The organism is Erythrobacter sp. SCSIO 43205 (genome assembly GCF_019904235.1).
In the GTDB taxonomy this organism is placed as follows: Bacteria; Pseudomonadota; Alphaproteobacteria; order Sphingomonadales; family Sphingomonadaceae; genus Erythrobacter.
The window spans coordinates 437,020-452,347 of record NZ_CP063202.1 but is presented as its reverse complement, the minus strand read 5'-3'; the positions used below and the strand labels follow the sequence as shown (position 1 = coordinate 452,347).

Sequence of the window (15,328 nt, the reverse complement as noted above, 5' to 3'; positions counted from 1 at the left end):
CGGCGTTGTAAGACGTTTGATTACAAACGGACTGACAAAGCAATGCCCCACACCCTCTCCCCTGCCCACAAAAGCGCCATTATCGAAATGGCCTTGAGCGATCATACGCCTTTTGCTGTGATCGAGGCCGAATTTGGCCTTAAGGAAAGCGAGGTGAAGGAGTTGATGCGCGACAATCTTAAACCCGGCAGCTATCGCGCCTGGCGCAAACGGGTGCGCGAGTTTTCCGACCGGCGCGAGCATTATAAGTGAGCCCACAACACCAATGGCCCGTTCCCTATCACCCGCCGGTGAAGCGCTCGATTGCGATTGAGGGGCACAGGACAAGCATCAGCCTGGAGCCGGTGTTCTGGGATATGCTAAAAGATGCAGCCGAAAAGGCAGAAATGCCAGTAAGCGCGCTCGTCGCCCAAATAGACGCAGAGCGCATTCAGTCCGACACACCGCCGGGGCTAGCAAGTGCGATCAGGGTGTGGTTGGTGGCAAACAAGCGCGGAGTTTCAGCCTAGTCGTCTACGCGCTGAATATCGGCGCCGAGCAACTGGAGCTTCTCCTCAAGCCGCTCATACCCGCGGTCGAGGTGATAAATGCGGCGTACCGTCGTCTCACCTTCAGCCGCAAGAGCCGCGATGATAAGGCTCATCGAGGCGCGCAGATCCGTTGCCATCACCTCCGCGCCAGTCAAATCCGCAGGGCCCTTCACAATCGCAGTGCGACCTTCGGTGGCGATGTTGGCGCCCATGCGCGCAAGTTCGGGAACGTGCATGAAGCGGTTTTCGAAAATCGTCTCCTTCAGCACGCTTGTCCCCTCCGCCTTGCACAAAAGGCTCATCAACTGCGCCTGCATATCAGTGGCAAGGCCGGGGAAAGGCGCGGTGGTGAGATCGACGGGCTTTAATGCGCCATTGGATTTGACGGTGACGCCTTTTGCGTCCTCTTCAACGTGCAAACCAATGGCTTTAAGCGCGTGCAGGGTTGAGGCCATGTCGTGCGCGCTCGCCCCCTCCAAACGCACGTCGCCGCAAGTGATTGCGGCAGCACAAGCATAGGAGCCCGCTTCAATCCGGTCAGGCATCACGCGGTAAGTCGCGCCGTGCAAGCGCCTGACCCCGTGGATGGTGAGGTCGCTCGTGCCGATCCCTTCAATCTCTGCGCCCATGGCGACGAGCAGATTGCACAGGTCGACAATCTCAGGTTCGCGCGCGGCATTGAACAGGCGGCAGGTGCCATTGGCGAGAACTGCTGCCATCAACGCGTTCTCAGTCGCGCCAACCGAGACGACGGGGAAGTCAAAATCGCCGCCCGGAAGCCCGCTGTCAGGCGCGGTGGCTTTTACATAACCTGCGGCAAGCTCAATTTCCGCCCCAAACGCTTCCAAGGCTTTCAGGTGCAAGTCAATCGGACGGTTCCCGATTGCGCAACCACCCGGCATCGATACCGTCGCCTCTCCCATGCGCGCCAGCATTGGGCCAAGCACAAGGATCGAGGCGCGCATTTTTCGCACGAGATCGTAAGGCGCAACGGTCGAAGTCACGCGCGCTGCCTGATATGTCACCACGCGGCCGAAATCTTCGGGGCGGTTATTGCCCTGAATGCTCACAGTCACGCCGAACTGGCCCATCAAATGCTGGAACCCGTCAATGTCGGCAAGGCGCGGCAAATTGCGCAGGGTTAGCGGCTCTTCGGTCAAAAGCGCACAAGGAATAAGCGTCAGCGCCGCGTTCTTCGCGCCTGAAACCGGAATAGTGCCTGAGAGGCGATTGCCGCCTTTGATAATCAATTTGTCCATGCACAAATGCCTTAACAAAACTCAGCTAGCGCGCAACTGAACAAGCGCTCGCCATCCGCAGCATTGACGTAAGGCAGCGCAGGGGGCACGGCATTGCCAACGATAAAATCGACTGAGGGACACGCCAAATGAGCCAGAAACCGATCAAGAAAGCCGTCTTTCCCGTGGCGGGACTGGGCACGCGCTTTTTGCCTGCGACCAAGGCGATCCCCAAGGAACTGCTCCCCATCGTTGACCGCCCGCTGATCCAATATGCCGTCGACGAAGCGCGCGAGGCGGGGATCGAGCAGATGATCTTTGTCACTGGCAGAGGCAAGACCGCTATCGTTGAGCACTTTGATGTCGCATACGAGCTCGAAGACACGATGAGCGCGCGTGGCAAGGATATGGGCGTTTTAGAGCCGACCAGAGCAACGCCGGGCGACATCATCACCGTACGCCAGCAAGTGCCCATGGGCCTTGGCCACGCAATCTGGTGCGCGCGCGCGATTGTGGGGGATGAGCCGTTTGCAATCTTCCTCCCCGATGAGCTGATGATCGGCAAACAAGGCGGGACCGGCTGCATGAAGCAGATGGTCGATGCCTATGAAGAGGTGGGCGGCAATCTGATCAGCGTTCTCGAAGTGCCGATGGAGGAGGTTTCCAGCTACGGCGTTATCAAACCGGGCGCTGAGAACGGCGCTTTGACCGAGGTCACAGGCCTTGTCGAGAAGCCCTCGGTTGCCGAGGCTCCCTCGAACAAGATCATCTCAGGCCGCTACATCCTTCAGCCCGAAGTCATGCGCACTTTGGAGACGCAAGGCAAAGGCGCAGGCGGCGAAATTCAGCTCACCGACGCGATGGCCAAGATGATCGGCGATCAGCCCTTCCACGCAGTGACCTTTGACGGCAATCGCTACGATTGTGGCAGCAAGCTTGGCTTTGTCGAGGCGACTTTAGCGCTGGCGCTGGAGCGTGAGGACATGGGCGCCGAGGTGCGCGCAATGGCTGAGCGGTTGTTGCGCTAGAAGCTGTTCGCCAAACCGTAAGCGGCTATGACAGAAAAGAGCCCCAAAGTGAAAAATAGGGCGAAGATTTTCAATTCTGGATTTGTGGACATGATCAGCCCTTGTCTCCGGTTTATCCCTTAAGGATGTGCCATGTTTTCAGCGATCATCAGCATCCCGTAGCCAACGGCTCCACCAGTTACGAAGCCACTGGCAGCGATGATCGCATAGTACGCGGCCACGGGAAGAGGGCCGCCTGCAACATTTTCAATTTCATCGATGTTAAGTTCGATAATGTTTTCGTTATTCATACTTTCTGTACGTTTCTGGGACTTTCCTGCCCACTGCGAAAATAGAAAAGCTGCCAAAAAGATGAATAATACGAGTGTTCTATACACGAATATTCAAGTAACGACAGTCAAGTGACCCCCACCCCGGCTCGTGGGCCGGGGTGACGGTTGTGGCTTACTCGGCCGCTTCGCCTTCTGCGCCGCCGAGGCGTTCTTCGGCATCTTCGACCTGCTCTGCGACATCGGTCATGATTTCGGCCAAAGACTTCCCTTCATCGCCATCATTGGCAGGAGCGACTTCCGCCGCCGCACCTTGTGCAAGGCTCCCCAGCGATGAGCCATCAAGGCCAAGCTCTTTCATCAATCCATCAAGCACGGGTGCCTGAGCGCGATAGGCCAATGCTGCTGAAACCGCGTCGTTCGCGAGGTTGCCAGAGCCCCCTGATCCATTGGCACCGGAACCAGCCGACGCACCCGAAGACCCGCCACCTTTCTGCGTAAGCCCGTCGACCTGAACGATCTTGATCGAATCGATGGCTTCCATCGGCTTGGCGCTTTCGCGAATAACCTCTGGCAGAACCTTAAGCAGCGCCATTTTGGTTTGCAGGCTGATCTGATCCATCGAGAGGATGTTGGCCGCCTCGTTGACCGCGCGTTGACCAGCCGCTTCGACTTCAAAGCGCACACGGTCTGCTTCGGCGCGAAGGATTTCGGCATCCGCTTCACCCTTGGCCTCAAGACGTGAGGCTTCGGCGCGGTTGGTGGCGGCGTCTTTCTCTGCTTCCGCTTCCACCTTGATCGAAATTGCATCGCGCTCGGCTTGCTTTGCCGCTTCGATCAGCTCGATCTTCTTTTGACGCTCTGCGACTTCGCTCTCCCGCGAGGTCACAACCTGCTCTTCTGCTGCCACCGCCAGAGCCCTCGCGTGGTCTGCTTCGGCTTTCGCCTGACTTTCCTCGCGAGATTTGTTCTGGACAGCGATCTGCTGTTCCTGCCGCGCAATCTCAAGCGCGCGTTGCTGGTCAATCCGGGCCTCTTCAACAAGGCGGTCGGCTTCAATCTGCTGCGCATCGACCTGCTTTTTCGCCTCAATTCGGGCGGCATCAGCTTCGCGGCTACGCTCTGCCTGTTCGCGGGCGATTTCGGAGGCTTGCGAGGCACGGCGCACCTCAACCTCGCGCTCTTGCTGGAGCCTTGCGTATTCCTTGTCACGCCCGATCTCGAAGGAGCGCTGGTCGGCTTCAAGGTTCTTCGTCTCCATCTGAACGCGGGTGTCCTGCTCGATGTCGTTGCGCAGTTTCTTGCGCGCCTCGATCTGTTCGGTGAGCTTAGTCAGACCCTCAGCGTCAAACGCATTGTTGGCGTTGAAGTGTTCAATCGATGTCTGATCAAGACCCGTGAGCGAGACGGATTCGAGCTCCAGACCGTTCATGGCGAGGTCATTGGACGACACTTGCTGCACCTTTTGCACGAAGTCTGCGCGTTGCTCGTGCAGCTCGTTCATGCTCATACCGGCAGCCACAGACCGCAGCGCGTCGACGAACTTGCCTTCGACCAAATCCTTGAGCATTTCCGGCTGCATCGTGCGTTGGCCAAGCGTTTGCGCCGCCATCGCAATTGCGCCTGCATCGGGACGAACGCGGACGTAGAACTCGGCTTTCACATCGATCCGCAGACGGTCGAGCGTGATAAGCGCTTCGCCATCGCGGCGCACCACGGATAGCACCAGCGTGTTCATGTTGACCGGCATGGTTTCGTGGAAAACGGGGAGCACGAGCGCGCCTCCGTTCATAACGACTTTTTCGCCGCCGACACCTGTACGCACGAACGCGATTTCCTTCGACGCGCGCTTATAAAGCGAAGTGAGCACGATAAAGATGACGAGCAGCACCACGAAGGCGAGGCCGATCCATATCGCGAGTTCAATCAGGCTTTCCATATTCCCTCCATTGCATGTGTTCTTTGCGCTCGCGGCCGGCATTGCGGGGGTCGCTGCCGCTGCGCGCGTGATTGGTTTTGTTGGCTGCGTTAGTTCAGCGCCAACATCGGATTTTCATATTGCACGCCGAAGAAAGTCTCCCCCTCGCGGCGCACGAGCATGACGGTTTCGCCCTGTTTGAGCGTCGCCTCCGGATCGTTTGGCTCGACCATCACAAAGTGAGGCTGGCCATGGGCGTCGATCACCTTGGCGCGCGCAGGCGAGCCGGCTTTCGCGGTCCCAAGCTGAATCTCGGCATCGCGGCGCACAAGGCTGCCCAGACCCACCGCGCTGGTTTCATCCTGCGGAAGGATCCGCGCCAATGGCCGGGAGAGCGCGCCCGTCACGGGAAGCGCAGCAGCCATGGCGGCAATCGCTGCAAGCCAGCCTGGAAGCGGCGCGCCCACGGTGCCGATCAGCGCTTGCTGACCCGCAACACCGATCGCGGCGAAAGCGAACAGCAGCACCGCAAGCCAGATAAGAAAAGGCACACGGCCTACCCCAAGAAGGCTCATCAAAGCGGTGAAGAACCCGCTGGGCGCAGCGGTGTCGGCCTGAATGTCGCCATCCAGATTGATATCTGCATCTGCACCGTCAAAAATATCACCCATCCCAATGACTTGAGCAAGAGCGATAAACACCAGAAGTATGGCCGCGCCTGCAAAAGGCAAATTGTGGGCTTCAAGTAGTGTCATGAACTCACCTCCTTTCATAAAGGGAGGTTGTTTTGGTGAAGTCCAGCTCTCCCAAAACGCCTCCACCTTCACAAAAAGTGGCACGTTTCCAACTTGATCCCATGAATGCTGTATTAACAGATACTGCCCGAAAAGGACAGCAAAATCGGATATGTTGTTTCAATAATTCGCGAGGTGAAAATATATTTCGCGCGCAACCTTGAATTATTGCGAATGTGTCGCCATATAAGACTCTTAATTTCAGCGAATAGTGCCGATATTTCCTACACGGCGTAAGCAGAGCGCTTGGTTGATGGTTTTGACCACTCCCCGCTCAGGGAAGTGTTTTATCAACTAACCCTTGGGCCGCCGCCCATTCTAAGCCGGTGTTATTCTCAAGGGCAGCGTCTTCAATCCGCCGACAAAGGTTGAGTTCGACCGCTTGGCCTCACCCGCTGGCTCGACCGCCTCGATCCGGTCGAGCAGTGCTTCGAACAAGAGCCGCATCTCAAGCCGCGCCAAGTGCAGGCCCAGGCATTGATGCGCTCCTGCTCCAAAGGCGAGGTGACGATTGGGCGAGCGGGCCGCATCAAACTTGCGCGGATTGTCGAACTGGGCCGGGTCATGATTGGCCGCGACATAGTTGATCATCATCCAGTCGCCCGCCTTGATCTCTTGCCCGCCGATCTCAACGTCTTCAGCAGCGGTGCGCATGAAGTGCTGCACGGGGCTGGTCCAGCGGATCGCCTCTTCAACAATGCCGGGAAGCAGCGAGCGGTCGGCCTTGACCCGCGCCCATTGCTCCGGATCATTGGCCAGAGCCATCATCGCGCCTGCGGTGGACGCGCTGGTGGTGTCATGCCCTGCTGTCGCAACGATGATATAATAGCCTGCAAGGTCACGCGGCGGCAGCGGTTCCCCATCGACAAGCGCATTGGCGATAACGCTGGCGACATCATCGGTGGGGTTGGCGCGGCGGTCTTCGGCGAGGGCAGCGAAGTAGTCCTCAAAGCTCTTCACCGCGCCTGCGACCAGTTGGAGCACCTGCTCTGGCGACATATTCTCCATCCCTGTGCCTGAGAGGTCTGCATCCTGACCACCGAACATCTGCTGGGTAAGCATCAGCATACGCGGCTCGTCCTCTTCGGGAACGCCGAGGATCTGCATGACAACGTGCAAGGGATAGGGGCCGGAGACGAGCTTGACAAAGTCGACCTCGGGTCCGGCTTCGATCATCTTGTCGATGGTGCGGTGTGCAAGCGCGCGGATCTCGGCTTCGATCTTTGCAAGGTTGCGCGGCATGAACCAGTCCATGGTAAGCTTGCGATACTTGGGATGGACCGGCGCATCGAAGACCACGAGGCTGTCGACAAGCATATTGGAGCCGGTCGCAGCTTGCGAGAAAGCGGTCGCCTCTCTGGTTGCGAAGACGACGGGCTTGGGGTTGTTGAGGAAGGTCTTGTTGTCCTTCGAGATGCGCATCACGTCGTCATAGCGGGTGATGAGCCAGAAGGGTTCAAAGCTGTCGTCCTCCGCCACCACCTTGGCGACCGGCGTAGTTTCGCGCAAGGTATCGAAGGTATCGAGAATGCCGTTCCACTCACCGTAGCTGGTGGGAGCGATGACCTCGCGGGCGATGTCCTCTGGCAGGATAGCAGGAGCGGCCATGGCTTACCCTTGCGCCTTGGCGGCGTACTCATCGCGCAGCTCGCGCTTGTAGAGCTTGCCATTGGCCTCGCGGGGCAGATCGGGGCGAAAGTCGAATTGCTTCGGCATCTTTATGCGGGCCAAGTTAGGCGCAAGGAAGTCTCGCAGCTCCGCCTCAAACGCTTCGCCCGCATCGGCCATATCCATGGGCTGGACCACTGCGACTACCTTCTCGCCAAGCTCAGGGCACGGCGCGCCGATGACGGCTGCATCCATGATCTTGTCGTGCGTGACGAGGAGGTTCTCGATCTCCTGCGGATAGATATTGACCCCGCCAGAGATGATCATGTGGCTCTTGCGATCGGTAAGAAAGAGGTAGCCTGCCTCGTTCACATGGCCAATGTCGCCAAGCGTCATCCAGCCTTTGGGGTGCATCGATTCCTTCGTTTTCTCAGGATCGTTGTGATAGGTCGGCAAGATGTCGTTCTCGAAATAGATGAGCCCGTCTGTGCCCGCTGGCACTTCCTCGCCATCTGGGCCGCAAATGTGGAGCTTGCCATAGATCGGAACGCCCACGGTGCCGGGATGCTGGAGCCATTCTTCCGACTTCACCAGCGTCATGCCGATGCCTTCAGACCCTGCGTAATATTCGTTGATGATCGGTCCCCACCATTCGATCATCTCGTGCTTGATGGGAACAGGGCAGGGAGCTGCTGCATGAAGCGCGCGCTGGTGGCTGGAGAGATCGTAGCGACCCCGCGCCTCCTCATCGAGTTTCAGGAAGCGCACGAAATGGGTGGGCACCCACTGGCTGTCGGTGATCTTGTATTTCTCAATCGCGGCCAGAGCATCTTCGGGATCGAACTTCTCCATCACCACAACCGTCCCGCCAAGGCGCTGGACGGTCGAGGCCCATCCGATAGGCGCTGCGTGATAAAGCGGGGCGGGACACAGATAGACCATCGAACCATCGGCCGGCATCCCAGCCCCCATCGTCGCCAGCCCCATCAGTGGGACAGGCGCTTGCACATCGGGATCAGCAGGTGGCGGCGGGCGCACGCCTTTGGGCCGCCCCGTGGTGCCCGAAGAATAGAGCATCACGCGGCCCGGTGTCGGATCAGCGACCGCTTCTGGCGAATGCTCACTCAAGGCCGCCTCGAAATCGTCCGCGCCCCCGCTTCGCGTCACGAGGATTTCAAGCTCGGGAAGCTCGGCGCGTATACCCTCGACCACATCGGCATAGGCTGGCGACGTGATCAGCAACTTCGCCTGCGAATCGCGCAGAATATAGGAGATTTCAGGCGCGGTCAGGCGTGTTGAGATAGGCACCAGCATCGCCCCGCAGCGCTGCGAGCCCCAGATGAGAGTGAAATACTCCATGCGGTTTTCAAGAAGGACCCCGAAAGCATCAGCCTCGCCAAATCCGCGCGCGCGCAACAGATGCGCAAAGCGATTGGAGGCCTCGTCCATTTCCTTGAAGGTCATTTGCGCACCGCTGCCAGCCATGATGACGGCGGGGTGGTCCGGGCGCGTCGCCGCATGGGCGATCGGATGCAAGCTCATTGATTTTCTCTCCCTCGCTGCTCGAAAGCCATCAGATCTTCGAACAGTCTCTTAGTGCAACCTAACGAGCTACTCGCGCTGCTCAAGCGATTTGTGGGAGAAATCGTGATGCGCCTGCACTTCAAGCGTTTCCGACTCAGGGATGCGCACAAAAAAGGCGGCGGGAAAACCCGCCGCCTATATCGGACACCCTCTCCAATGTCCGACCCGCTTCCAGGCGGGCATTTTGTGAGCCGTCAAATAACGGCGAAAACTCAAATGCGAGGCTTACTCCCCGCCAGCACCGACACGGCGACGCCCTTCGATCATTGCGATGCGATCTTGAGGGGCGTCCACCTCTTCTCTTTCCGCTACCATATAGTGAATCGGATCAACTGCAACCCCATTTACGCGTACCTCATAATGAAGGTGGGGGCCGGTCGACCAACCAGTGGATCCGACATAACCGATGACTTCACCTTTTTCGACGCGGTCGCCCGCAGCAACCGCGAGCCGCGAGAGGTGCGCATAACGCGTTTCAAGCTCAGCGCCGTGATCAACTTTAATATATAGGCCATAGCCCCGGCCCCAACGTGCAAGATCCACAATGCCGTCTGCAGTCGCGTAAACCGGCGTTCCTGTTGGTGCGGCCAGATCGACGCCCTTATGCATCCGGCGACCACCGCGTGTTGGGTGAGTGCGATGACCAAATCCGCTGCTCATCCGCGCGCCATTGACCGGAGTAAGCGACGGGACAGACACCGTCGGACGCTCAACGACAACTGGCGGTGTGTCGATTGTCGAGCTCAGGCTGTCGAGTGAGGTCCAGCTGGCAAACAATTCGCGAAAACGCTCATCCCCGTTTGCGAGGGTTTCGGCCTGCGTTTCCCGGATTGGAGCGGTCACATCGGCAGCGCTGTTAGCGGAAGAATTGGCGTGGGCACTCGGTGCCACAAACAAGGTTGCTGCACCGAAAATCGCGGTGACTGTTTTTGAAATGCTGCGCAAAGAGGCGTACATTTTGACCCGGTCCTAACTTGGCCGTGCGCGACCACTATAGTTTACCCCCACGCCCATGGCTGGCTCAAAAAAGGCGAAAATGCCTTCGTTTGCGTGGTTAACGATTCGGCGAACACTTCTGCACAGCCAATTCGTAAAAAACAGTTATCGGGCCGATTCGTTAAACCGCAATATCTTCGTAGAAGTCCCGCGATAAACCGGCTGCAAGACGCGCTGAGTCGTTGAATGGCGGCTTAACGGGGCCTCTGAAATGCCTGCGAACGAGGGATTTCCAAGCCTCGGCGGGGTCTTCGCCCGATTCTTTAGCGATTTTTAAAAAGTATTTGGTGCCAAATCCGACGTGACGGATTTCATCGTCAAGAATGCGTGCCAATATCTTCGCGCCGTGTTCATCTCCCGCGGCTTTGACTCGTTCAAGAGTGGCCGGCGTCACATCAAGCCCGCGCGCCTCGAGCACCATGGGAACAATCGCCAGGCGCGCTGCGACATCATGGCGCGTTTCGTGCGCTGCTTCCCACAATCCGCCATGCGCTGGCAGCGCGCCATAATGGCTGCCAAGGCTTTCCAATTTGCGCGCAAGAAGAGCATGGTGCATCGCTTCGTCGGCTGCGACATAAAGAAAGTCGGAAACAAACTCTTCGCCCATCTCCGCCCCAAATCGCCCTGCCATATCCAGCGCCAGGTCAATTGCGACGAACTCGATATGAGCAAGCGAATGCCACAAGGCGATGCGCGCACGTTCTGACCCGAACTTGCCGCGCTTTGGCATTTTGTTGGGCGGCAAGAGTTCGGGCTGGTCAGGCCACGCGGGCTGATCCGGCATCGCCTCATCAAATGTAAACGCAAGCTCGCCTTTTCGCCAACGCCGCGCCACGTCGCGCGTGGCAAAGCACTTGGCGCGCGGATCACCTGTAAGAAGCGCGGCGCGAATGGCAGAAGATACCGATTGCATGGGAATTTAGAGGGCCTTGGCAGCGGCCAGCACTTCTTCCGCGTGGCCTTTCACCTTCACCTTGTTCCAAACTTGCGCGATCTTGCCATCGGCATCCACAAGATAGGTTGTGCGCACCATTCCCATAAAGGTTTTGCCGTACATCTTCTTCTCAGTCCAAATGCCCAAGGCGTCGGAAAGCCCGCCTTCTTCAGCATCAGTTGCGAGAGGCGTTTTAAGATCATGTTTTGCGATAAAGTTCTGGTGCTTTTTCGCAGAATCCTTTGAAACGCCGAGAAGCTCCACACCGGCTGCGTCAAATTCGCCCTTAAGCCCGGTGAAGTCCTTCGCCTCGGTGGTGCAGCCGGGCGTGTTATCCTTGGGATAAAAGAAGAGGACGAGCTTCTTGCCCACAAAATCGGATGGCTTCACCGTTCCGCCATCGGGCGTTTCCATCGCAATATCGGGCAGCGCATCGCCGGGTCCTGCAAAATCAGTCATCGGTTCAAATCTCCAAAGTCTCATCAAAATTTATCGCCCATTGGCGGATCACGCATTTGCGCGCGTCAGCTACGCTGGCCAAAAGCTCGGCGTAACTAGAGCACCCACAAGTGCGCGCCAAGGCGTTGGCAGCCGCAGGTGGCGGCTCCTTACGCTCTGGCGCGAGCAACCGGCTGGCAACCAGCACATCGGTCAAAAGGTCGTAAGCGGGCCAAAGTTCCCGTTCGAGCAGACCCAAATCAATGAGCGCAGGAATAGCGAGAGCAAAATCGGGCGAGAGCATGGCAGGGTTGTCGCTGCCCAGTTTCGACGCATCGCGCAGCTGAATGAAGTGGACGAGGAACTCCACATCAATCAGCCCGCCGCGCATCAACTTTACATCAAGCTCACCCTTAGGTGGCTTATGCTCGGCCATATCGCCGCGCATTTTGAGCACGTCTTTTTGCAGGTCCAGCGGGTTGCGTACCTGACACTGTGTTCGCGCAATGATCTGTTCAACCTTCGCCCGCGCATCGTCAGACCCCGCCAGCACCCGCGCGCGATTGAGCGCCATATGCTCCCACGTCCAAGCGCTGCTTTCCTGATATTTTGCAAAAGCCTCAATCGATACGGCAAGCGGCCCCTGATTGCCCTGCGGCCTTAGCCTTGTGTCCACCTCATAAAGCGCACCTTGCGCGGTTGGCACGCTCAGCGCTGCATTCACGCGGGTTGCTAATCGATTGTAGTAAAGCGTTGCGCCAAGTGGGCGCTCGCCATCGGATTCTGCACCATATTCACCTTTGAACAGGTAAATCATATCAAGGTCCGAAGCGGGCGAAAGCGCCCCTCCCCCAAGCCTTCCAAGGCCCAGTACCAGAAGCTCGCTGTCCTTGATCCGGCCGTGAGCTTGGGCAAATTCCTCATGCGCCGCCTCGACAGCTGCCGTTATTGCGGCCTCTGCTACGTGCGATAAGGCAGCGGCGATGCGTGATGGTTTGTGCTCAGCCTCAAGCAGGCTGATCTCAAGAGTGAAGCGCGCTTCGCTTACCACCTGACGAATACAATCAAGCTTCGCCTCATAATCCGACCGTCCAGGCCCATCACGAAGCCGTGCGAGCGTGCGTTCGTAAGTGTGCTCAAAATCAATCGGTTGACGATCGAGCAGCACGTCGAGCGTTTCGGGACGGCGGGCAAGAGTGCTGGCAATCCTTGGTGAAAGGGTGAGCGCATTGACCAATCGCTCAATCAATCGAGGCTCGGCTGTAAGCAATCGGAACAATTCAATCGCGCTTTGTGTGCGTTCAATAATGGCCTGAAAGCGAGTGATGGCGCGTTCTGGATCATCGCTTCGTGCAATCGCATCGAGAAGCCGGGGCAAAAGACGGTCGAACGCTTCGAGCGCCTGCGGACTGCGGATCGAGGCATAGCGGCCATCGCGCCAATCTTCGATCCGCTGTGCGAGCGCGTCTGCATCGGCAAAACCCATCTGCGCAAGCGTCGTCGCACGGCTTTCAGGCTTGGGCTGAGGATAAGGCGCGGGCGCTTCCTGCCCGATAAGCTCATCATAAATCGCGCCCGTTTTCGCGGTCAGTTCGGTCAGCTCTGCAACAAGCGCGTCGCCATCGGCCATGCCGTCAAGCTGCGCCACGCGGTCGAGCGCCTCACCCGAAGGCAGGCTATGCGTCTGGCGATCATCGACCATTTGCAAGCGGTGTTCAATCACGCGAAGCCGATCATACCCTTCGCCCAGAACCCGCGCATGATCCGCGTCTATCCATCCAGCAGCGGCGAGCGCGTTCAATGCGGCTCTCGTCCCGCGAACCCGCAAAGACGGATCGCGGCCTGCGTGGATTAGCTGATGGGTCTGAGCGAAAAACTCAATTTCGCGAATACCGCCGCGTCCCTTTTTGACATCAAATCCGGGCCCGGGACTATCGGCACCCTCATTGTCAGCGCGAATCCGCTGGGTAAGCGTGCGAATTTCTTTGACCGCTCCAAAATCGAGTTTCGGGCGCCAGATAAAGGGAGCGATTTCTGAAAGAAATGCTTCGCCTGCCTGAATATCTCCGGCGGCTGCGCGCGCACGGATGAAGGCAGCTCGCTCCCATGCAAGCGCTTGGCCTTGATAATGGGTGAGCGCCGTGGACACTGGCACCGCCGGTGGGCTGATCTCACTCGCGGGCCGCAAACGAAGGTCGACCCGCAACACATATCTTTCGGCCGTATTGTCCGAAAGCAGATTGACTACGCGCCGAGCGTATCGCTGCGCGGCTTCGCCCGGATCATCTTTTTCCCGGCAGGGCAAGGTCTTGGGATCATAGAGTAATATAGGGTCAATGTCGGAGGAATAGTTGAGTTCGTGCGCGCCCTGCTTGCCAAGCGCCAGAGCGATCATGCCATCGCTGCGATCTTCGCCCGTCCGGTCAAAAATCGCGCTGCGAATGGCTTTATCCAGGGCATGATCGGCAAAGCGGCTGAGTTCGTCCATTACCCGATCAAGCGTGAAGGCACCTGCCAAATCGCCAATCGCAAGAGTGGTGGCGAGTGCCAAACGATGGCGACGAAGCGCAACTGCGGTGTCTTCATGCTCTGCGTGCGCACGTGACCATTCAAGCGCGCCTTCGCCATCTCCCGCTGCCAAAAACGCCCCTAGATCGGGCTGACGCTCCAGAGCGCGCATAAGGAAGGGCGCGAACCTGCGCGCCCGCGCAATAGCATCTGCCCAATCATGTTCGCCGCTCGTGCCCATGCCTTCCACTTGGCGAAGCGGCTTGCAGGGCGCAAGGCCATCTGTAAGAGGCCTTCGGGAATTTGGTCCAGTTTCCGACCGGGAGTGACGTGTGAGCAATGCGATAATGCCGCCTGAGTGGGCGCCGCAAGAATGGTTGTGGATTGGCTTTCCGCATCTGGCCGAAGAATGGCCCGACTATCTTGAAGTGGCGCAGGAGCAAATCGCAGCCTTCGCCAGTGCAGTCGCGGACAGCGGACAGAATGTGCGGCTTCTGGTGCGAGATGAGGCCAATGAAGCCCGCGCCCGCTCCCTTGTCGGCGGAGCAGTCACCCTCGAACGGCGCGCATATGGCGATGTGTGGCTGCGCGATACTGGACCTTTGGTCGTCATGCTCTGTGGCCGAGCGACGGCTGTACGTTTCGGCTTTAATGGCTGGGGCGGCAAATATCTGATGGAAGGCGACCAAACCATCGGGAATGAGCTTGGCCGTGGTGCTGGAATGTGCGTCATCAAATCCAGTATGGTCCTTGAAGGGGGTGCAGTGGACGGGGATGGGACCGGGCTTGCAGCGACAACCGAACAATGCCTTCTCAATCCCAATCGCAATCCTCAGATGAGCCGTGAGGAGATCGAAGCTGAGCTTGCCGAAATGCTGGGCTTTGATCGGATCTTGTGGCTCGGCGATGGGCTGATCAACGATCATACCGATGGTCATGTCGACAATCTGGCGCGCTTTGTGGCACCCAACCGTTTGGTCGTGCCTGAAGCTACTGGCAGCGATGATCCCAACGCAAGGATATACGCCGACGCAAAAGCGCGCGCTGAGGAGTTTGGTGTCGACGTTGTCACGATCCCCTCCCCCGGCCTCATCACCCGCGATGGCACGATTGAACCGGCAAGCTATGTGAACTTCGCCATTACCACTCATCTGGTGGTCGTGCCGACATTTGGCTCGACCCATGATGAGGCAGGGGTGGAAGCTATCGCCGCGCTGTTCCCCGACCGCGAAACCATCGGTCTTCCTGCTGGTGCAGTGCTGGCTGGCGGAGGCGGATTTCACTGTGCGAGCCAGCAAATGCCAGCGTTCAAACCACCAGTTTAACCCGGCGTTAGGAATTTGCCGCGATTATGCGAGGCTATGGCTCAAGCATTTGCCCTTTCTCGCAGCACATACTCCTTAATGCGCGCTCGTCGCGACAACGCGTTCAGCAGTGTCGTCGTACTCGCTAGCGCGGCTGCGCTGATCTTTGCAGGCCAACC

The 15,328-nt window shown here is 58.2% G+C and carries 14 protein-coding genes; 4 read left to right on the top strand and 10 right to left on the bottom strand.

The window, feature by feature from the left end:
- Nucleotides 1-42: 42 nt before the first annotated feature.
- Together INR77_RS02265 and INR77_RS02260 are read left to right on the top strand one after the other, a co-directional pair.
- The gene (locus INR77_RS02265; RefSeq protein WP_223072334.1) at nucleotides 43-252 is read left to right on the top strand and encodes a TIGR03643 family protein; all 210 of its coding nucleotides are present in this window, start codon (nucleotides 43-45) and stop codon (nucleotides 250-252) included.
- On the top strand, nucleotides 249-509 hold the full coding sequence (locus INR77_RS02260) for a ribbon-helix-helix domain-containing protein (protein ID WP_223072333.1): 261 nt from the start codon (nucleotides 249-251) through the stop codon (nucleotides 507-509). The genes INR77_RS02265 and INR77_RS02260 overlap by 4 nt, the downstream gene beginning before the upstream one ends.
- On the opposite strand, the gene murA is transcribed toward INR77_RS02260, so the two are convergent.
- Nucleotides 506-1,789 carry a UDP-N-acetylglucosamine 1-carboxyvinyltransferase gene (gene murA, locus INR77_RS02255; RefSeq protein ID WP_223072332.1) on the bottom strand — a complete coding sequence of 428 codons (1,284 nt, stop codon included), beginning with the start codon at nucleotides 1,787-1,789 and terminating at the stop codon, nucleotides 506-508. The genes INR77_RS02260 and murA overlap by 4 nt on opposite strands.
- A gap of 128 nt (nucleotides 1,790-1,917) precedes the next feature.
- Here murA and INR77_RS02250 point away from each other — a divergent pair, with 128 nt between their 5' ends.
- Nucleotides 1,918-2,796 carry a UTP--glucose-1-phosphate uridylyltransferase gene (locus INR77_RS02250; protein ID WP_223072331.1) on the top strand — a complete coding sequence of 293 codons (879 nt, stop codon included), beginning with the start codon at nucleotides 1,918-1,920 and terminating at the stop codon, nucleotides 2,794-2,796.
- A gap of 119 nt (nucleotides 2,797-2,915) precedes the next feature.
- Here INR77_RS02250 and INR77_RS02245 read toward each other — a convergent pair whose 3' ends face one another.
- The 9 genes from INR77_RS02245 to glnE all read right to left on the bottom strand — a co-directional run bounded on the left by INR77_RS02245 (nucleotide 2,916) and on the right by glnE (nucleotide 14,086).
- Nucleotides 2,916-3,086 (bottom strand): hypothetical protein, encoded by a 171-nt coding sequence (locus INR77_RS02245; protein WP_223072330.1) that lies wholly within the window; start codon nucleotides 3,084-3,086, stop codon nucleotides 2,916-2,918.
- 154 nt (nucleotides 3,087-3,240) lie between these two features.
- Complete coding sequence (locus tag INR77_RS02240) at nucleotides 3,241-5,004, bottom strand: flotillin family protein (RefSeq protein WP_223072329.1); 1,764 nt, start codon at nucleotides 5,002-5,004, stop codon at nucleotides 3,241-3,243.
- A gap of 89 nt (nucleotides 5,005-5,093) precedes the next feature.
- A complete protein-coding gene (locus INR77_RS02235; RefSeq protein ID WP_223072328.1) occupies nucleotides 5,094-5,738 on the bottom strand; it encodes a YqiJ family protein in 645 nt (214 codons plus the stop codon).
- A 357-nt stretch (nucleotides 5,739-6,095) separates the two neighbouring features.
- Nucleotides 6,096-7,385 carry a cytochrome P450 gene (locus INR77_RS02230; protein WP_223072327.1) on the bottom strand — a complete coding sequence of 430 codons (1,290 nt, stop codon included), beginning with the start codon at nucleotides 7,383-7,385 and terminating at the stop codon, nucleotides 6,096-6,098.
- 3 nt (nucleotides 7,386-7,388) lie between these two features.
- Nucleotides 7,389-8,927, bottom strand: a complete 1,539-nt coding sequence (locus INR77_RS02225; RefSeq protein ID WP_223072326.1) for an acyl-CoA synthetase — start codon at nucleotides 8,925-8,927, stop codon at nucleotides 7,389-7,391.
- Nucleotides 8,928-9,194: 267 nt separating this feature from the next.
- Complete coding sequence (locus INR77_RS02220) at nucleotides 9,195-9,926, bottom strand: M23 family metallopeptidase (RefSeq protein WP_223072325.1); 732 nt, start codon at nucleotides 9,924-9,926, stop codon at nucleotides 9,195-9,197.
- Nucleotides 9,927-10,086: 160 nt separating this feature from the next.
- Nucleotides 10,087-10,878 (bottom strand): ferritin-like domain-containing protein, encoded by a 792-nt coding sequence (locus INR77_RS02215; RefSeq protein WP_223072324.1) that lies wholly within the window; start codon nucleotides 10,876-10,878, stop codon nucleotides 10,087-10,089.
- 6 nt (nucleotides 10,879-10,884) lie between these two features.
- A complete protein-coding gene (locus INR77_RS02210; RefSeq protein ID WP_223072323.1) occupies nucleotides 10,885-11,358 on the bottom strand; it encodes a peroxiredoxin in 474 nt (157 codons plus the stop codon).
- 4 nt (nucleotides 11,359-11,362) lie between these two features.
- On the bottom strand, nucleotides 11,363-14,086 hold the full coding sequence (gene glnE, locus INR77_RS02205) for a bifunctional [glutamate--ammonia ligase]-adenylyl-L-tyrosine phosphorylase/[glutamate--ammonia-ligase] adenylyltransferase (protein WP_223072322.1): 2,724 nt from the start codon (nucleotides 14,084-14,086) through the stop codon (nucleotides 11,363-11,365).
- A 106-nt stretch (nucleotides 14,087-14,192) separates the two neighbouring features.
- Here glnE and INR77_RS02200 point away from each other — a divergent pair, with 106 nt between their 5' ends.
- Nucleotides 14,193-15,170, top strand: coding sequence for an agmatine deiminase family protein (locus tag INR77_RS02200; protein WP_223073364.1), 978 nt, complete (start codon nucleotides 14,193-14,195; stop codon nucleotides 15,168-15,170).
- Nucleotides 15,171-15,328 lie beyond the last annotated feature (158 nt).

Excerpts from the sequence above, each read along its gene's own strand:
- INR77_RS02265 (WP_223072334.1), top strand. The coding sequence starts at position 43 with ATGCCCCACACCCTCTCCCCTGCCCACAAAAGCGCCATTATCGAAATG.
- murA (WP_223072332.1), bottom strand. The coding sequence starts at position 1,789 with ATGGACAAATTGATTATCAAAGGCGGCAATCGCCTCTCAGGCACTATT.
- INR77_RS02250 (WP_223072331.1), top strand. The coding sequence starts at position 1,918 with ATGAGCCAGAAACCGATCAAGAAAGCCGTCTTTCCCGTGGCGGGACTG.
- INR77_RS02245 (WP_223072330.1), bottom strand. The coding sequence starts at position 3,086 with ATGAATAACGAAAACATTATCGAACTTAACATCGATGAAATTGAAAAT.
- INR77_RS02240 (WP_223072329.1), bottom strand. The coding sequence starts at position 5,004 with ATGGAAAGCCTGATTGAACTCGCGATATGGATCGGCCTCGCCTTCGTG.
- INR77_RS02235 (WP_223072328.1), bottom strand. The coding sequence starts at position 5,738 with ATGACACTACTTGAAGCCCACAATTTGCCTTTTGCAGGCGCGGCCATA.
- INR77_RS02230 (WP_223072327.1), bottom strand. The coding sequence starts at position 7,385 with ATGGCCGCTCCTGCTATCCTGCCAGAGGACATCGCCCGCGAGGTCATC.
- INR77_RS02225 (WP_223072326.1), bottom strand. The coding sequence starts at position 8,927 with ATGAGCTTGCATCCGATCGCCCATGCGGCGACGCGCCCGGACCACCCC.
- INR77_RS02220 (WP_223072325.1), bottom strand. The coding sequence starts at position 9,926 with ATGTACGCCTCTTTGCGCAGCATTTCAAAAACAGTCACCGCGATTTTC.
- INR77_RS02215 (WP_223072324.1), bottom strand. The coding sequence starts at position 10,878 with ATGCAATCGGTATCTTCTGCCATTCGCGCCGCGCTTCTTACAGGTGAT.
- INR77_RS02210 (WP_223072323.1), bottom strand. The coding sequence starts at position 11,358 with ATGACTGATTTTGCAGGACCCGGCGATGCGCTGCCCGATATTGCGATG.
- glnE (WP_223072322.1), bottom strand. The coding sequence starts at position 14,086 with ATGGGCACGAGCGGCGAACATGATTGGGCAGATGCTATTGCGCGGGCG.
- INR77_RS02200 (WP_223073364.1), top strand. The coding sequence starts at position 14,193 with ATGCCGCCTGAGTGGGCGCCGCAAGAATGGTTGTGGATTGGCTTTCCG.